10 protein-coding genes are annotated in these 17,699 nt (G+C 68.5%); 8 read left to right on the top strand and 2 right to left on the bottom strand.

Annotated elements, in window-relative coordinates; translation table 11 throughout:
• The first annotated feature begins 20 nt into the window (after nucleotides 1-20).
• On the top strand, nucleotides 21-737 hold the full coding sequence (locus K343_RS0112360) for a hypothetical protein (RefSeq protein ID WP_154662543.1): 717 nt from the start codon (nucleotides 21-23) through the stop codon (nucleotides 735-737).
• A 494-nt stretch (nucleotides 738-1,231) separates the two neighbouring features.
• On the opposite strand, the gene K343_RS0112355 is transcribed toward K343_RS0112360, so the two are convergent.
• Complete coding sequence (locus K343_RS0112355) at nucleotides 1,232-2,875, bottom strand: isovaleryl-CoA dehydrogenase (RefSeq protein WP_028008349.1); 1,644 nt, start codon at nucleotides 2,873-2,875, stop codon at nucleotides 1,232-1,234.
• A gap of 280 nt (nucleotides 2,876-3,155) precedes the next feature.
• Here K343_RS0112355 and K343_RS0112350 point away from each other — a divergent pair, with 280 nt between their 5' ends.
• A complete protein-coding gene (locus tag K343_RS0112350; RefSeq protein ID WP_028008348.1) occupies nucleotides 3,156-3,476 on the top strand; it encodes a hypothetical protein in 321 nt (106 codons plus the stop codon).
• Nucleotides 3,477-3,492: 16 nt separating this feature from the next.
• Here the strand turns inward: K343_RS0112350 and K343_RS0112345 are convergent, their stop codons facing one another.
• Nucleotides 3,493-5,619 carry a site-specific recombinase gene (locus tag K343_RS0112345; protein WP_245585192.1) on the bottom strand — a complete coding sequence of 709 codons (2,127 nt, stop codon included), beginning with the start codon at nucleotides 5,617-5,619 and terminating at the stop codon, nucleotides 3,493-3,495.
• An 84-nt stretch (nucleotides 5,620-5,703) separates the two neighbouring features.
• Here K343_RS0112345 and K343_RS0112340 point away from each other — a divergent pair, with 84 nt between their 5' ends.
• The 6 genes from K343_RS0112340 to K343_RS0112310 all read left to right on the top strand — a co-directional run bounded on the left by K343_RS0112340 (nucleotide 5,704) and on the right by K343_RS0112310 (nucleotide 17,651).
• Nucleotides 5,704-6,384, top strand: coding sequence for a response regulator transcription factor (locus tag K343_RS0112340; RefSeq protein ID WP_028008346.1), 681 nt, complete (start codon nucleotides 5,704-5,706; stop codon nucleotides 6,382-6,384).
• On the top strand, nucleotides 6,374-7,870 hold the full coding sequence (locus K343_RS0112335; RefSeq protein WP_084615860.1) for a sensor histidine kinase: 1,497 nt from the start codon (nucleotides 6,374-6,376) through the stop codon (nucleotides 7,868-7,870). The genes K343_RS0112340 and K343_RS0112335 overlap by 11 nt, the downstream gene beginning before the upstream one ends.
• 149 nt (nucleotides 7,871-8,019) lie before the next feature.
• Nucleotides 8,020-11,223 (top strand): efflux RND transporter permease subunit, encoded by a 3,204-nt coding sequence (locus K343_RS0112330; RefSeq protein ID WP_028008344.1) that lies wholly within the window; start codon nucleotides 8,020-8,022, stop codon nucleotides 11,221-11,223.
• On the top strand, nucleotides 11,210-12,394 hold the full coding sequence (locus K343_RS0112325; RefSeq protein ID WP_028008343.1) for an efflux RND transporter periplasmic adaptor subunit: 1,185 nt from the start codon (nucleotides 11,210-11,212) through the stop codon (nucleotides 12,392-12,394). Before K343_RS0112330 ends, K343_RS0112325 begins: the two co-directional genes overlap by 14 nt.
• A gap of 5 nt (nucleotides 12,395-12,399) precedes the next feature.
• The gene (locus tag K343_RS0112320) at nucleotides 12,400-13,884 is read left to right on the top strand and encodes an efflux transporter outer membrane subunit (RefSeq protein ID WP_051278315.1); all 1,485 of its coding nucleotides are present in this window, start codon (nucleotides 12,400-12,402) and stop codon (nucleotides 13,882-13,884) included.
• 779 nt (nucleotides 13,885-14,663) lie between these two features.
• Nucleotides 14,664-17,651: a ribonucleoside-diphosphate reductase subunit alpha gene (locus K343_RS0112310; RefSeq protein WP_028008340.1), complete on the top strand. Its 2,988-nt coding sequence runs from the start codon at nucleotides 14,664-14,666 to the stop codon at nucleotides 17,649-17,651.
• Nucleotides 17,652-17,699: the final 48 nt, after the last annotated feature.

The following is a 17,699-nucleotide window of genomic DNA, read 5'->3' as shown; positions in this document are numbered from 1 at the left end:
AACACACCGAGAGCCCGAAGATGCCACTGACGATCGACGCCAGGTGGAAGGCGGTTGCCTTGCGCCTGCTGCAGGAACTCTGGTTACCGGCGCTGATCGGCTGCGTCTGGTGCTGGCTTGAGTGGGGCGCGATGGATCCCGCGCAGGCGCTTTCCAAGCAACTGTTCAAGAACTTCGCTGCCGGACTGTTCTTCGGCAGTTTCTTTGTCGGCAATGTCGTGCGTGTTGCCAGACAACAATTCACCGAAGGAAAGTTGCTGTCTCATTCGCAGAAGCTCGACGCTCTTGCCACGAGGCTTGAGAAACAAACTGATGAACTGATTAGCTGGATGATGGGCGGGAGCAGCCAGTTGCTACTGGAATGTAATGTTTCCGACGATGGCTATTTCATTGTTAGATTTCGCCATCATGGCAGCATTCCGATCTACGATCTCGATATCGAACTGCTCTGGGGACACGCCCCCATACCGACGGACCAGTCGGGATTCATGATTGCGTCGAACAGGCAGCCGATCAAAAGGAGCGCCTGGCAGATCATATTCCCGGGCGGCCACGAAATCCTGTGGGATAAAAAGCTGAACCCCGACAGCGTCCACATCATCAACGTTGACGCCAATGCCAGAAACGGCCGGATCAAGGCCTTCATCAAGCTCTACCGCTTCAACGGCCAGTGGATACTGGAAGCAAACGACCTGGACTGGAAACCTCGCGTCTACACTGCATCAGTCGTCCATTGATCAGGATGTGCGTGGCTATCTTCACGTCCAATGACATCGAGGCGCTCCCAAATCCAGGCGCGCCGCCACTCAGAACCCTCGTAGCAGTTGAGCTACAAAGGTTCCGGCACTCTGGGAGTCTCCGTGCAGAACGCACTTCTCGTTCAGCATGAGCCTTACCGCTCGTCGGAAACTACGATAAAAATAACTTGGTACTTTCCGAGCGTACGAGACCAAGCAAAGTTGTCCAGAGACATCCAATAGATACATCGGGGCACTTTTCGGGTACCGATTAACCGAGAGCACCAATAAAGTCATTGAAAACTGTGCACTGCCGCCGTTCTTCAACTGCTCTCGCCCCATTAATCCCGCAGCGGCGTCCAACGCCGCGCCGAAGACCGCGCTCTTGCGCGGTTTTTCTTTGCGCCGCGTTTTTGCTCCACGTCGGCGCTCGCTGGCGGGCGAACCCACGCGCGGCGGGCGATGCCGCCGCGCGTGGGCAGATGCCGCGACGATCAGCCCGGAAACGCACGCTCGATCAGCGACCCGAACGGCGCCTGCGCCGGCAGCGTGCCGTAGTTGAGGCCGTGCTCGCCGCCGAGACGGCTGCTGCACCAGGTTGCCGCGACGTCGGACAGCCCGGCGCGCAGCAGGATCGCCGCCTGCAGCGCCAGCGCCGTGCGCTCGACGACCATGCGCGAGCGCAGCTCCAGCGTCGCGCGATCGTCGAAGGCCTGGCCGAGCCAGTGGATCTCGCGATCGAGGTCGGCGTGCTCGCCGCGCGCGCTGAGCAGCTCCGCGAACAGCGCTTCGCGCGATTCCGGTTCCTTGGCCAGCGCGCGCAGCACGTCGAGGCACTGGATGTTGCCGCTGCCTTCCCAGATCGAGTTCAGCGGCGCCTGCCGATAAAGCCTCGGCAGGTTGGTTTCCTCGACGTAGCCGGCGCCGCCGAGGCATTCCTGCGCCTCGTTGACCAGCGGCGGACAGCGCTTGCAGATCCAGTACTTGCCGATCGCGGTGGCGATGCGCGCAAACGCGGCTTCGCCGGCGTCGCGCGAGGACGCGTCCACCGCGCGCGCGACACGCATGGTCAGCGCCGTCGCCGCTTCGGTCTCGAGCGCGAGATCGGCCAGCACGTTCTGCATCAGCGGCTGTTCGATCAGGCGCTTGCCGAAAGCCTTGCGATAGCGGGCGTGATGCACCGCCTGCACCAGCGCCTGACGCATCAGGCTGCTTGAACCGATCATGCAGTCGAGCCGCGTCAGCGAGACCATCTCGAGGATCGTCGCCACGCCACGGCCTTCGTCGCCGACGCGCTCGGCATAGGCGCCGAGGAACTCGACTTCGCTCGACGCGTTGCTCCAGTCGCCGAGCTTGTCCTTGAGGCGCTGGACGCGGATCGGATTGCGCGAGCCGTCCGGCCGCAGCTTCGGTACCAGAAAGCAGCTCAGCCCCGCCTCGGCGTAGGCGAGCACCAGCCAGGCGTCGCACATCGGCGCCGAGAAGAACCACTTGTGGCCGACGATCTCGTAGACGCCGCCACCGAGCGGATAAGCCTTCGTGGTATTGGCGCGCACATCCGAGCCGCCCTGCTTCTCGGTCATGCCCATGCCCATCGTGCAGCCCTTCTTCTGGGCCGCCGGCAGCACGCGGGAGTCGTACTCGTAGGAATGGATCAGCGGCAGCCAGCGCTGCGCCAGCTCCGGCGTATGCAGCAATGCCGGCGCCGCCGAGTGCGTCATCGTCAGCGGGCAGCTGGTGCCCGACTCGGCCTGGTTGTGCAGGTACGAGATCGCGGCGCGGGCGACGTGCGCACCGGCCTTGTCGGCATTGCGCCACGCAAAGGCGTGCACGCCGTACTGCATGCCGAGCTGCATCACGCGGTGATACGACGGATGGAACTCGACTTCGTCGATGCGATGGCCGTAGCGGTCGTAGGTCTTGAGCTTGGGCTTGTTCTCGTTGGCGGCGAAGCCGAGGGCGATCAGCTCGCCACCGGCGACCGCGCCATAGGCCGACAGATGCGCCTCGGCCCAGCCGCCGCCCTCGCGGGCGACCGCCTCGCGCAGCGCGGGATCGGTCAGATAGGCGTTGTAGTCGACCAGCGGCGGGGCCTGGTTGTCGACGCTATGCGTCAGAAACTGCACGGCTAGGCTCATGGTTTTATTCCTCCGTTGTTCGCGAGCATAGCCACTGCGCCACGACAGGGCATTCGCCGCCGGCGCGCCGCGACGCCGGCGCAGCAGTCAGCGCGCCGCCCTCGCTTGCCTCAAAGATGAAAACCATTATCATCTTCCCGGCCGGGTCCTCCTCCCGGCCTTCGCCACCTCGCGGCCGCCCCGCCGCCGGCAGCCTCCTTTTTCGACTGCAGCGCGCGCCGCTGCCTGCGAGGTCTGCCGTGTCGATCCTCTGCTTCCCCGCGCCGACCGGCGCGACGCCATGAGCCTCGTCGATCTGGCCGCGCTCGGCTTCACCGCCGCCGGCGTGCGCCTGCCCGGCGGCGGCGACGATTCGTCGCGCCTCGAGCGCGGCCTCGCCGCGCTGCTGCTGCACGCCGCGGCGCTCGTGCTGTGGAATGCCGCGGGCGACCCGGCGACCGCGTTCGGCCACTGGTCGCTCGCGGGCGTCGCACTGCTGGCGCTGCGCGGGCTCGGACACGCCGCGCAGCGGCTGCCGCTGCCGCCGCTGCGCCGCCACGCCCCGACCGCGATGGCCACGATCATGCTCGGCCTGCTCTGGCTGCACGCCGCGCCGCGCTGAACGGCGTGCGCGCCCGTCAGGCCACGGGCGGCTCCTGCTGCGGACGAGTCGCATCGGCGTCCTTCGGCGGCCAGAAGAACTCGCTGGGCCGCGCCCGGAAGCGACGCCAGAGCCGGCGCAGCAGCTCGCGGCGGTCCTCGAAGCGCACGCGCTGCGCACGCAGCGCGACCCACAGCGCCAGACCGAAGCTGACCGTCAGGTTGATCAGGCCGATGCCCAGTACGCCGAGCGCCAGCAGCAGGCCGTACTGCCAACCGATCGCCCAGTCGAGCGCGACCACCGAATAGCCCACGTAGGCTGCGCTGAACGTCACGTGACGGATGTCGAGCGGCAGGCCGAGGATGAAACCGAGCGTGCCCATCGAGCCGAGCATGCAGCCGAAGAAAAAATTGCCGGCCAGCGCGCCGAGATTGTTCTCCAGGTACGCCGAGAGCCGCGCCAGCCGCGCCGCGCCGAGCCAGCGGCGCAGCGCGCGGCTCTGCTGCAGGCGCTGCGGAATGCGGTTGTAGACCGCCTTGTTGTCGAAGTAGCCGGAGATCAGCCCGGCCAGGAACAGGCAGACACCAGCGATCGCCGCGTGCAGCCAGGCCAGGCTCGCAAACGGATTCTGTTCGTGCAGCAGGTGCTCGGCCTTGCCGGCGTCGAGAAAATGCGTGTCGGTATTGAGCTGGATCGCCGTCGCCACCGCGACCGGGATCGCGAACGCGAACAGCACGTTGCCGAAGATCGCGACGAACTGCGTGCGCAGCGTGCGCACGATCTGCTCGACCAGCGGCCCGAAACGGTCGCGGCCCTCGGCATTGGCGATGCTGGCGGCCAGGTACGAGGCCGTCATCGCCGGCTGCTTGGTCGCGATCGTGAAATGCAGCAGGTAGATCAGCACGAAGCCGAGGCCGTAGTTGAGGCTGTACAGCAGGGCCGTCGCCAGCGGCGAATGCGGCTCGGCACCCATCGCGATCTTCAGCATCGCCATGAAGGGCACGATGAAGCCGGCCCCGAGCGCGGAACGCAGCATGCCGAAGTACTCGCGGCGCGACGCGGTCACGTAATGCTCGCCGGTCTTGCTCGCATTCTCGGTGATGCGCGCGGCAAGCAGCTCGATGATCTGCCGCCAGGTCTGCGCCACGCTGTTGCGCTGGTTCTCGGCGCGCACCAGCACCTTGAAGAAACCGACGCGCAGCACGTTGAGATCATGCGCCTGCTGCGGTTCGAGCAGGCGCAGCAGCAGGCGCAGGCGCTCGAGGTTCTGCGACAGTCGCACCAGCAGCACCGTCAGGCTGACGCTGGCGCCGCTCTGCGCCGCCTGCTTGCGGACCTTGTCGACGATCTCGCCGCACTGCTCGAGCAGCACCAGCAGGTGGCGGTCGTCGAGGGCCGGCGCGCGCTGCTCGGCGAGCGCCCGCTTGCGCTCCTCCAGGTAGTCGCGCAGCTCGACGTTCTGCATCAGGAACGGTGATTCGTAGCGCTCGATCGCCGGGTGGTTGCGCACCAGCTCGGGTTCGAGGCCGATCGCGGCGATGCGGTACGAAACCACCTGCAGCGCTTCGAGGATCGGCATCGCCATCGTCGGCCGTTCGGGCCCGGCGGCGGAGAAGTCGAGCGCGTCGAGCAGCGCGACCCAGACCGCGTCGTCGACCGCGTCGACCCACAGGTAATCGGTCTCGCGGTCGAACAGGAAATGCAGACAATCCTTGAGCTCGTTCGGCCGCCACTCCTCCGGCAGCAGACGATCGGTCAGGCGCCGCCACAGACCGGCGAACAGGCCTTCCTGCGGCAGCACGCCGGACTCGGTGAACAGGCGCAGCGGCTGGCGCGTGCCGAGCAGCCACAGCAGCGCATCGCGCACCGCGGCGCGCGCCTGCGGCGCCTCGCGCACCCGCTGCGTCAGGTTCAGCAGCTGCGCGCGCGCGACGTTGCCCTGCTGCGGACGCGCCGGGCGCACGGCGGCGACCAGCCCGCGCAGCGCTTCCAGCCTTTCGGCTTCGCCGGCGGCGCGCAGGCGCCCGATCGCCGCGTCGAGCGCGGCGCTGCGCTGCGCAGCGTCCGGCAGCCCGGTCCACCAGCGCCGTACCGCCACGCGCTTGCGCGGCGATCGCCCGGTTCCGGTCGGATCGGCGGTCGGGGCGGCTTCGGGCTGAGTCATGCGCGGCGCGGAAAAGAGGGGGATCGTGGTTTGGGAATCGGCGCGGCTTCGGGTAAGGTCTCGGCCGGCAACGCAGTTTCTACCATGTCCAAGGTTCTGACGATCGAAGACGACGAGGTCACGGCGCGCGAGATCATCGCCGAACTCGGCGCGCACGGCATCGAAGTCGACTGGGTCGACAACGGCCGCGACGGCCTCGTCAAGGCGGTCGGCGCGCATTACGACGCCGTCACGCTCGACCGCATGCTGCCGGGCCTCGATGGTCTGGCGATCGTCACCACCATGCGCCAGGTCGGCATCGAGACGCCGGTGCTGATGATCAGCGCGCTGTCCGATGTCGACGAGCGCGTGCGCGGCCTGCGCGCCGGCGGCGACGACTACATGACCAAGCCGTTCGCGCCGGACGAGATGGCGGCCCGGGTCGAGGTGCTCATGCGCCGCCGGCGCAGCGCCGCGCCGGCCACCGAACTGCGCGTCGGCGACCTCGAACTGAACCTGATGACGCGCACCGCCCGGCGCGCCGGCCACGAGCTGGAGCTGCTGCCGACCGAGTTCCGCCTGCTGGAATTCATGATGCGCAACTCCGGCCAGGTGCTGACGCGGATGATGATCTTCGAGACGGTGTGGGGCTTCCATTTCGATCCGGGCACCAACCTGATCGACGTGCACATCGGCCGCTTGCGCAAGAAGGTCGACCACCCCGGCCTGCCGCCGCTGATCCGCACCGTGCGCGGCTCCGGCTACATGATCGCCGATGCCGGCTGAACCGGCCGCGGACGTGACCCCGAAGGCCGACGCCGCGGCGGTGGCGACGCCGCGTGCGCCGAGCAGGGCGCCGGCGGGGCCGCCCGGCAACAGCGTACCGATCGAGCTGAGCCTGTCGTGGCGCTCGTCGACGACGCGGCTGATCGTCATCTACGGCGCGCTGTTCGTGGTCTGGAGCGCGGTGCTGATCGGCGTCGTGCACTGGGAGACGCGCAACTATCTGTCGACGGTCGTCGACCAGATCCTCGAACAGCGCGCCCACTATTTCGCGACCATCGAGCGCGAGCGCCTGCCGGAGGCGATGAAGGCCGCCAGCGCGATCGACCTGCAGGGTGTCATGGCGTACGGACTGTTCACGCCCGACGGCCGCTATCTGAGCGGCAACCTGCGACGACCGCCGCAGGGCCTGCCGGCCGACGGCCGCGTCCGCCTGCTGGCGCGCGGCATCGAACGGCGCGATCGCGACGGCGAGTTTCCGGCCCGCACGCTCGCGCTGTATCTGCCGAGCGGCGAGCTGATGGTGCTGGCGCGCGGCACCAACGTCATCGAGCAGGTCGGACTGATCCTGCGCCAGAGCCTGCTGTGGGCGCTGTCGCTGACGCTGATCCCCGGCCTGATCGGCGGCTACCTGCTGAGCCGCGGCCCGCTGCGCCGGGTGCGCGCGATCGAGGCCGCCGTGCAGCCGATCATGCAGGGACAACTCGACGCGCGCCTGCCGGTCAGCCGCCGCCGCGACGAGCTCGATCTGCTGGCGACCATCGTCAACACCATGCTCGCCGAGCTCGAACACCTGATGGGCGAGGTCAAGGGCGTCTGCGACAACATCGCCCACGACCTGCGCACGCCGCTGACGCGCCTGCGTGCGCAGCTGCACCGGCTGCGCACGCAGACCGCGCCGGCCGATGCGCGCGCCGCGACCATCGACCGCTGCATCGATGACGTCGACGCGCTGCTGGCCCGCTTCGCCGCGCTGCTGCGCATCTCGGAGATGGAAGACCTGCGCCGCCGCGCCGGCTTCGGCCACGTCGATCTCGCCGCGACGGTCCGCGAGCTGCAGGATCTCTATGCGCCGCTGGCCGAGGACAAGGACGTGCAGCTGCAGATCGAGATCGAGGAGGCCCTGCCGGCGATCCCCGCCGACCGCGAGCTGCTGTTCGAGGCGATCAGCAATCTGCTCAGCAACGCCGTCAAGTTCACCCCGCCCGGCGGCGCGATCCGCATGCGCCTGCGCCCCTACGACGGCGGCGCCAAATTGTGCGTGGTCGACAGCGGCCCCGGCATTCCGCCCGGCGAACGCGAAGCGGTCCTGCAGCGCTTCTACCGCAGCGACTGCACGCGCCACCTGCCCGGCTCCGGTCTCGGGCTCAGCATCGTCTCGGCGATCATGCGCCTGCATGGCTTCCGCCTCGAAATCGGCGAAAGCGAGCACGGCGGCGCACGCGTGTCGCTGTACTGCGTGCCGCGCGACCTCTCCGGCGCCGCCTGACGCGCGGTGCAGCGCCGGCAACGGCGCCGGTCTGGCGTCACCCGCGCGAGCCGTCGCACAGATGACTTTTTCTTCATGAACGGGACAGGACTGCGCTAAGGCCCCGCGCCCATACTGCCGGGCCCGCCCGCCTCTACACGGATCACCTCATGCAGGGTCTGGTCAGAATCGCACTGTCGCGCCCGTATACGTTCATCGTGCTGGCGCTGCTGATCCTGATCGTCGGTCCGCTGTCCTACCTGCGCACGCCGACCGACATCTTCCCGGAAATCCGCATTCCGGTGATCGCCGTCGTCTGGCAGTACTCCGGCCTGCCGCCGGACCAGATGGCGGGCCGCATGACGACGCAGTTCGAGCGAGCGCTGACGACCACCGTCAACGACATCGAGCACATCGAATCGAACTCGATGGTCGGCTTCGGCATCGTCAAGATCTTCTTCCAGCCGACGGTCAACATCCAGACCGCCAACGCGCAGGTCACGGCGATCGCGCAGACGCTGCTCAAGCAGATGCCGGCCGGCGCCACGCCGCCGCTGATCCTCAACTACAACGCCTCGACGGTGCCGATCATCCAGCTCGCGCTGTCCGGCCCCGGCTTCTCCGAGCAGAACCTCGGCGACCTGGCGATGAACACGATCCGCACGCAGCTCGTCACCGTGCCGGGCGCGGCAGTGCCGTTCCCGTTCGGCGGCAAGACGCGCCAGATCATGATCGACATCGACAACGCCAAGCTGCAGGCGCGCGGCCTGTCGCCGCAGGACGTGTCGAACGCGCTCGCCGCGCAGAACCTGATCCTGCCGGTCGGCACGCAGAAGATCGGCGTCTTCGACTACACGGTGAAGCTCAACAATGCGCCGCTCGGCTTCGACGAGCTGAACGACCTGCCGATCAAGGCCGTCGGCGGCACCAACGTCTACATGCGCGATGTCGCGCTGGTGCACGACGGCAACGCCGTGCAGAGCAACATCGTGCACGTCAACGGCGGGCGCTCGGTGCTGCTGACCGTGTTCAAGAACGGCGCGATCTCGACGCTCGACATCGTCGACGGCATCCGCGCCCGCGTCGAATCGCTGAAGGCGCTGGTGCCGGACGGACTGAAGATGGATCTGATCGGCGACCAGTCGCTGTTCGTGCGCGGCGCCGTCAACGGCGTGCTGCACGAGGGCGCGCTGGCGGCGGCGCTGACCAGCCTGATGATCCTGCTGTTCCTCGGCTCCTGGCGCTCGACCGTCATCATCGCCGTGTCGATCCCGCTGTCGGTGCTCGGCGCGATCTCGCTGCTGTCGCTGGCCGGCGAGACGCTGAACATCATGACGCTCGGCGGCCTGGCGCTGGCGGTCGGCATCCTCGTCGACGACGCCACCGTGACGATCGAGAACATCAACTGGCATCTCGAACAGGGCAAGGACGTCGAAACCGCGATCCTCGACGGCGCGCAGCAGATCGTCACGCCGGCCTTCGTGTCGCTGCTGTGCATCTGCATCGTGTTCGTGCCGATGTTCTTTCTCGAAGGCGTCGCCCGCTTCCTGTTCGTGCCGATGGCGATGGCGGTGATGTTCGCGATGGCCTGCTCGTTCTTCCTGTCGCGCACGCTGGTGCCGACGATGGCCAAGTACCTGCTCAAGCCGCACGCACCGCATACCGACCTGCACGGCAACGACGCCGCGCTGCCGCCGTCGCGCAATCCGCTGGTGCGCTTCCAGCGCGGCTTCGAGTCGCGCTTCGAGCGCGTCCGCGACGGCTATCACGGCCTGCTGGCGCTGGCCCTGCGGCAGCGCCGGGTGTTCGTGCCGGGCTTCCTGGCCTTCATCGCCCTGTCGTTCCTGCTGGTGCCGATGCTCGGCCGCAACTTCTTTCCGTCGGTCGATTCCGGCGCGATCCTGATCCACGCCCGCGCGCCGATCGGCACGCGGCTCGAGGAAACCTCGCAGACCTTCGCGCACATCGCCGAGGCCATCAAGAAGATCATCCCGCCCGACGAGCTGGCGGCGATCGCCGACAACATCGGCCTGCCAATCTCGGGCATCAACAACACCTACAACAACACCGGCACGATCGGCCCGCAGGACGGCGACATCCAGGTCGCGTTGAAGGCCGGGCACCGCCCGACCGCGGAATACGTGCAGCAGCTGCGCGAGGCGCTGCCGCGGCAGTTCCCGGGCGTGACCTTCTCGTTCCTGCCGGCCGACATCGTCAGCCAGATCCTCAACTTCGGCGCGCCGGCGCCGATCGACCTGCAGATCCGCGGCCCGAACAGCGACGCCAACTACGCCTATGCACGTACGCTGCTGCGCCAGCTGCGTGCGGTGCCGGGCGTCGCCGACGCGCGCATCCAGCAGTCGCAGCGCTACCCGACGCTGGAACTCGCGATGGACCGTTCGCGCGCGCAGCAGCTCGGCGCGACCGCCCGCGACGTCACCAACAGCATGGTGATCTCGCTGGTCGGCACCAACCAGGTCTCACCGACCTTCTGGCTGAATCCGCAGAACGGCGTGTCCTATCCGATCGTCGCGCAGGTGCCGCAGTACCGGCTCGATTCGCTGTCCGACCTGCAGTCGCTGCCGATCGCGACCGGCAGCGGCACGCAGATCCTCGGCAGCCTGGCGACGATCCGGCGCGGCGCCACCGACGCCGTGGTCTCGCACCGCGACATCATGTCGGTCGTCGACCTCTATGCGACGCCGCAGGGCCGCGACCTCGGCGCCGTGGCCGCCGACATCCAGAAGCTCGTCGACGCCGCGGCCGCCGATGCGCCGCGCGCGACGACCGTGACGCTGCGCGGCCAGGTGCAGACGATGAACCAGGCGTTCTCCGGTCTGCTGTTCGGCCTGCTCGGCGCCGTGGTGCTGATCTACTTCCTGATCGTCGTCAACTTCCAGTCCTGGTCCGACCCGTTCGTCATCGTCACGGCGCTGCCGGCCGCGCTCGCCGGCATCGTCTGGATGCTGTTCACGACCCACACCACGCTGTCGGTGCCGGCGCTGACCGGCGCGATCATGTGCATGGGCGTGTCGACCGCCAACTCGATCCTCGTCATCAGCTTCGCGCGCGAGCGCCTGGCCCACAGCGGCGACGCCGTGCAGGCGGCGCTGGAAGCCGGCTTCGTGCGCTTCCGCCCGGTGCTGATGACGGCGCTGGCGATGATCATCGGCATGGCGCCGATGGCGCTCGGCCTCGGCGAGGGCGGCGAGCAGAACGCGCCGCTCGGCCGCGCCGTGATCGGCGGCCTGATGTTCGCCACCGCCGCCACGCTGATCTTCGTGCCGGTCGTCTTCAGCATCGTCCACGCGCGCCACGGCCGCGCCACGCCCTCACCGTCCGCCCCTGCGGGAGTTGCCCATGTCGCCCCTTAACACCGCCCCCGCCGCGCCGCGCGGCCTGCGCACCGCGGCGATCGTCGCGGCCCTCGTGCTGCTGGCGATCGTCGCGATCGGCCTGACGACGCGCGCGCGCGGCGCCAGCGAGCTGCGCGCCTGGACCGCCGAGAACGCCATTCCGACGGTCGCCGTCGTGCAGCCACAGCCGCTCGGCGCCGCCGCCGCGCTGCAGCTGCCGGGCCGCCTCGAGGCCTACGCGCAGGCGCCGCTGTACGCGCGCGCCAGCGGCTACCTGAAGCGCTGGACCGTCGACATCGGCGCGCCGGTGAAGGCCGGCCAGGTGCTCGCCGAAATCGAGACGCCGGAACTCGACCAGCAGCTCGCGCAGGCGCGCGCCGATCTCGCCAAGGCCGAGGCCGACGCCGAGCTGGCGCGCAGCACCGCCAAGCGCTGGCAGTCGATGCTCGGCACCGACGCGGTATCGAAGCAGGAAGTCGACGAAAAGACCGGCGACGCCGCGGTCAAGGAAGCGGCCGCCCGGTCGGCGCGCGCCAATCTCGAGCGTCTGGTCGCCACGCAGGGCTTCAAGCGCGTGGTCGCGCCGTTCGACGGCGTCGTTACCGCGCGCAACACCGACCTCGGTGCGCTGATCACGGCCGGCGCCGGCAGCCCGCTGTTCGTCGTCGCCGACACGCGGCGCCTGCGCCTTTACGCGCAGGTGCCGCAGGTGTACGTGCCGTCGATCCAGATCGGCCAGGCAGCGACGCTGAACGTGCCGGAACAGCCCGGCCGCCGCTTCGACGCCCGCATCGAAAGCATGGCACGCGCGGTCAGCGCCACGTCCGGCGGCGCGCTGGTGCAAATGGTGGTCGACAACGCCGACGGCGCGCTGCTGCCGGGCGGCTACGCCGACGTCAGCCTCGAACTGCCGGGCCGCGCAGTCGGCGCGACGATTCCGGCGAGCACGCTGATCTTCAACGCCGACGGCATGCAGGTCGCGACGCTCGGCGCCGACGGCAAGGTGGCGATGAAGCCGGTGACGATCACCCGCGACCTCGGCAAGGTCGTCGAGGTGTCGGGCCTCGAAGCCGGCGCCCGCATCATCGACAGCCCGCCCGATTCGCTGCTCGAAGGCGATAGCGTGCGCGTCGCCGAGAAGCCGGCGGACGACAAGGCCGCGCCGGCCGGCGCGGCGAAGAAGGGTTGAGCGCGATGCCCCGCCTGCCCGCAGCTGCGCGCCCGGCCTTCGCCATGCTGAGCCTGGCGGCGCTGGCCGCCTGTTCGTTCGCGCCGAAGTACGAAGTGCCGGCGGTGCCGCTCGCCGAGCACTACAAGGAAGCCGCCGCCGACGGCTGGACGCCGGCCGCGCCGGCCGATCACCTGCCGCGCGGCGCCTGGTGGACGCGGTACGGCGACGCCGAGCTGAACGCGCTGGCCGAACGCCTCGCCCTGAACAGCCCGGACCTCGCCGCGGCGCTGGCGCGCTACGAGCAGGCCAGCGCCTATCGCGACCAGTCGCGCGCCGCGCTGTTCCCGAGCTTCTCGCTCGGCGGCAAAGTCGAACGCGACCGCAGTTCGGACCTGCAACCACCGACCGGCTCGCTGCCCGACTACTACGGCAACAACACGCTCGGCGTGTCGGCCGGCTACGAGCTCGATCTCTGGGGCCGTGTGCGCAATACCGTGAAGGCCGGCGACGCCAGCCTCGCCGCGGCCGCCGCGGATCTGGAATCGGCGCGGCTGTCGCTGCAGGCGGAGCTGGCCGACAGCTATATCCAGCTGCGCGGCCTCGACATCGAGCAGCAGCTGCTGCAGGACACCGTCGTCGCCTACGAAAAAGCGCTGGAGCTGACGCAGTCGCGGCAGGCCGCCGGCGCCGCGTCGGGCCTCGACGTCGCCCGCGCCCGCACCCAGCTGCAGACCGCCAGGTCGCAGGTTTCGACCACGGCCGCACGCCGTGCCGTGCTCGAACACGCCATCGCCGTGCTGGTCGGCGCATCGCCGTCGAGCTTCGCGATCGCGCCGCGCACCGCGCACCTGAGCCTGCCGGACGTGCCGGCCGACGTGCCGGCGACGCTGCTGCAGCGCCGCCCGGACATCGCCGCCGCCGAACGCCGCACCGCGCAGGCCAATGCCAGCGTCGGCATCGCCCGCGCCGCCTGGTTCCCGACGCTGAGCCTCGGCGGCACGATCGGCTACGCCAGCTATGAGCGCACCGACTGGTTCAAGGCCTCCAATCTGTTCTGGTCGGCCGGGCCGAATCTGGCGCTGACCTTGTTCAACGGCGGCCTGCGCGAGGCGCAGGTGCGTCAGGCGCGCGCCGCGCTCGACGAAGCCGGCGCCCGCTACCGCGCCACCGCGCTCGCCGCGTTCGCACAGGTCGAAGACAACCTCGCGCTGCTGTCGCGCTACCGCACGGCGGCCGAGGACGAGGCGCAGGCCGTCGCCGCGGCGCAGCAGTCGGTCGATTACGCGATGACGCGCTACCGCGAAGGCGCCGCCAGCTATCTGGAAGTGACCAGCGCGCAAACCGCGGCGCTGTCCACGCAGCGCGACAGTGTCAGTCTCGAAACCAACCGCCTGCGCGCCAGCGTCGCGCTGATCCGCGCGCTCGGCGGCGGCTGGTCGAGCACCGACGGCGCCGCGCCGGCCAGCACCGTCGCCAGCCAGGCCGTCGTCAGCCAGGCCGCGCCCTGAGCCGGCGAAAGGCGCCGTAGCCGGGCCGGGCCGCCGGCGTCGCCGGGACGTCCTCCCGCGCCGGCGCGACACCGAAGGCCGCCTCCGCCAGCCGATGTTTGTGCCGCGCGGCCGCGCGCCGCGCCGGCCTGCGCCGCCGCCGGCTCGCCGCTTCCGCACCGCGAAACGCGCCGTCGCCGCGCCGCGGCGGCCGGCCGCAGGCGGCGCGGCCCGCCACGCACCCCGCAGCCGCCATTCGCGCAGCCCGCGGCCTCGGGTCTTTTCTGTGCGCGATCTCCGTCACGAAAAAAACGATGGGCCGCGACGCCATATCGGGGCAAAGCCTGTGACCGACAACGCGAATTTCGCGGACGGAAGCCCCCGGCGTATGAGATTTATTGACATTCAGCGCGATAATGATCGATTTATTGTCACATCGTCGCAGCCGGTGGAACGCGCATGGAACCGGGCTTTTGCCGGCCGATTCCGCTTCGACGCTGGCCCGGCGCCGGGCACGCGCTGCTAAGTGTCTGTTTGCGGTCGGCAAAGCCGGATTGTCCCGAGCTTATGCACAAGTTTTGAACCCGTATTGCACCGCGATGACACAAGCCATTGGGGTTCATGGCGGAGACAACCACAACATGTTGAAAAATCGGTTGACGCTCGTAGGCGCGCAGCCTAGTCTTGCGACACTGCCACGCGTCACCCTGCTCCCACGGAAATAAGCGAGGAACGCGCGCACCTGGCACCCGCTCTGGAACCCAGGCCGGGACCGATTCATTTCGAAGGGGACACAAAAAATGCTGACACAAACCACCGCTTCGCCCGTCGAAAGCCGCCGCACCCCGCCGGACACGCTGGTCAGCACCGCGGAAGTCGCGGCGACCGCGCCGGGCGGCATCAAGGTGATCCGCCGCAACGGCAAGCTCACCAGCTTCGACGCCAAGAAGATTTCCGTCGCCATCACCAAGGCCTTCCTCGCCGTCGAAGGCGGCGCCGCCGCGGCTTCGGCCGCCGTGCGCGAGAAGGTCGAGCAGATCACGCAGTCGGTGCAGGCCGCGCTGACGCGCAACATGGCCGGCGGCGGCACGCTGCATATCGAGGACATCCAGGATCACGTCGAACTGGCCCTGATGCGCGCCGGCGAGCACAAGATTGCCCGCGCCTACGTGCTGTACCGCGAGGAACAGACCCGCAAGCGCGCCGCCGAAGCCGCCAAGGCCGCGCCGGCCGACGCCGCCAAGCCGTCGATCAGCGTCAAGCGCGACGACGGCAGCGTCGTGGCGCTCGACGAGGCCCGCATGCACCGCCTCGTCAGCGAAGCCTGCGCCGGCTTCGCCAACGTCAACGTCGAGGAGATCGTCGCCGCCGCGCTGCGCGATCTCTATGACGGCATTCCGGAAGCCGAGCTGAGTCAGGCGCTGACGCTCGCCGCCCGCGCGCGCATCGAGAAGGAGCCGAACTACACCTACGTCTCCTCGCGCCTGCTGCTCGACGCGATGCGCCACGAGGCGCTGAAGTTCCTCGGCATGCCGGAAACGCGGCCGACCTTCGAGGAAATGAAGGCGATCTACCCGGACTACTTCCGCGCCTACATCCACAAGGCCGTCGAGCTCGAACTGCTCGATCCCAAGCTCGCGCTCTACGACCTCGACGCGCTCGGCAAGGCGCTGCTCGCCGACCGCGACGGCAAGTTCGACTATCTCGGCCTGCAGACGCTGTACGACCGCTACTTCATCCACAGCAACAAGACGCGCTTCGAGCTGCCGCAGGCGTTCTTCATGCGCGTGGCGATGGGCCTGGCGATCAACGAGATCGACCGCGAAGCGCGCGCGATCGAGTTCTACACGCTGCTGTCGAGCTTCGACTTCATGTCGAGCACGCCAACGCTGTTCAACTCCGGCACGCTGCGTCCGCAGCTGTCGAGCTGCTACCTGACGCAGGTGCCGGACGACCTGCACGGCATCTTCGGCGCGATCCACGACAACGCCATGCTCTCCAAGTTTGCCGGCGGCCTCGGCAACGACTGGACGCCGGTGCGCGGCATGGGCGGCTGGATCAAGGGCACCAACGGCAAGAGCAACGGCGTGGTGCCGTTCCTCAAGGTCGCCAACGACACCTGCGTCGCCGTCAACCAGGGCGGCAAGCGCAAGGGCGCGCTGTGCGCGTATCTGGAAACCTGGCACCGCGACATCGAGGAATTCCTCGAACTGCGCAAGAACACAGGCGACGACCGCCGCCGCACGCACGACATGAACACGGCCAACTGGGTGCCGGACCTGTTCATGAAGCGGGTGATGGAAGAAGGCCCGTGGACGCTGTTCTCGCCCGAAGAAACGCCGGACCTGCACGACCTGATCGGCGAGGCCTTCGAGAAGAAGTACACGGAGTACGAGCGCCTCGCCGACGAGGGCCGCATCAAGAACTTCAAGCGCATCCCCGCCCTCAACCTGTGGCGCAAGATGCTGTCGATGCTGTTCGAAACCGGCCATCCGTGGATCACGTTCAAGGACCCGTGCAACCTGCGCTCGCCGCAGCAGCACGTCGGCGTCGTGCACTCGTCGAACCTGTGCACCGAGATCACGCTGAACACCAAGGCCGGCCAGGAGATCGCGGTCTGCAACCTCGGCTCCGTGAACCTGCCGTCGCACATCGGCGCTGACGGCCAGCTCGACCTCGTCAAGCTGGAGAAGACCGTGCGCACCGCGATGCGCATGCTCGACAACGTCATCGACTACAACTACTACTCGGTGGCCACGGCGCGTAACTCCAACCTGCGCCACCGCCCGGTCGGCCTCGGCGTGATGGGCTTCAACGACGCGCTGTACAAGCTGCGCCTGCCGTACGAGTCGGAAGCGGCGATCCAGTTCGCCGATGAGTCGATGGAAGCGATCAGCTACTACGCGGTCAAGTCCTCGGCCGACCTCGCCATCGAGCGCGGCGCGTACTCGAGCTTCAAGGGTTCGCTGTGGGACCAGGGCATCCTGCCGATCGATTCGATCCGGATCCTCGCCAAGGCGCGCGGTGAGCAGTACCTGCAGCAGGACACCCGCGAGTCCGGCCGTTTCGACTGGAACGCGCTGCGCGGGCAGATCCGCGCCACCGGCATCCGCAACAGCAACACGATGGCGATCGCGCCGACCGCGACCATCGCCAACATCACCGGCGTGTCGCAGTCGATCGAGCCGACGTACCAGAACCTCTACGTCAAGTCGAACCTCTCGGGCGAGTTCACGGTCGTCAACGAATACCTCGTCAACGACCTCAAGAAGCTCGGCCTGTGGGACGAGGTCATGGCGCACGACCTCAAGTACTTCGACGGCTCGGTGCAGAAGATCGACCGCATCCCGCAGGAGCTGAAGGACATCTACAAGTGCGCGTTCGAGGTCGACGCCAGGCGCCTCGTCGATGCCGGCAGCCGCCGCCAGAAGTGGATCGATCAGGCGCAGTCGCTGAACCTGTACATGGCGCAGCCCTCGGGCAAGAAGCTGGACGAGCTCTACAAGCACGCCTGGCTGTCCGGCCTGAAGACCACGTACTACCTGCGCACGCTGGGCGCCACGCACGCCGAGAAGACGACGATCCAGGACGACCGCCTGAACGCCGTCGGCAAGACCGGTGCTGGCGGCGGCGGCGCCGCCAAACCGTCCGCCCCGGCCGCAGCGCTGGCCGCGCCGAAGCCGGTCATGGCCGACGCCGAGCCGATCGTGCTGCCGACGCTCGAAGCCGGCACCGGCAGCGCCAAGGTCTGCTCGATCCTCGATCCGGACTGCGAGGCCTGCCAGTAAGCACGTTGTCGAAGCGCCTGCTGCAAACGAAAAGGCCGCCCTTCGGGG

The organism is Solimonas flava DSM 18980, from assembly GCF_000426685.1.
Classification (GTDB): domain Bacteria; phylum Pseudomonadota; class Gammaproteobacteria; order Nevskiales; family Nevskiaceae; genus Solimonas; species Solimonas flava.
This window is presented reverse-complemented; position numbering and strand designations above follow the sequence as displayed.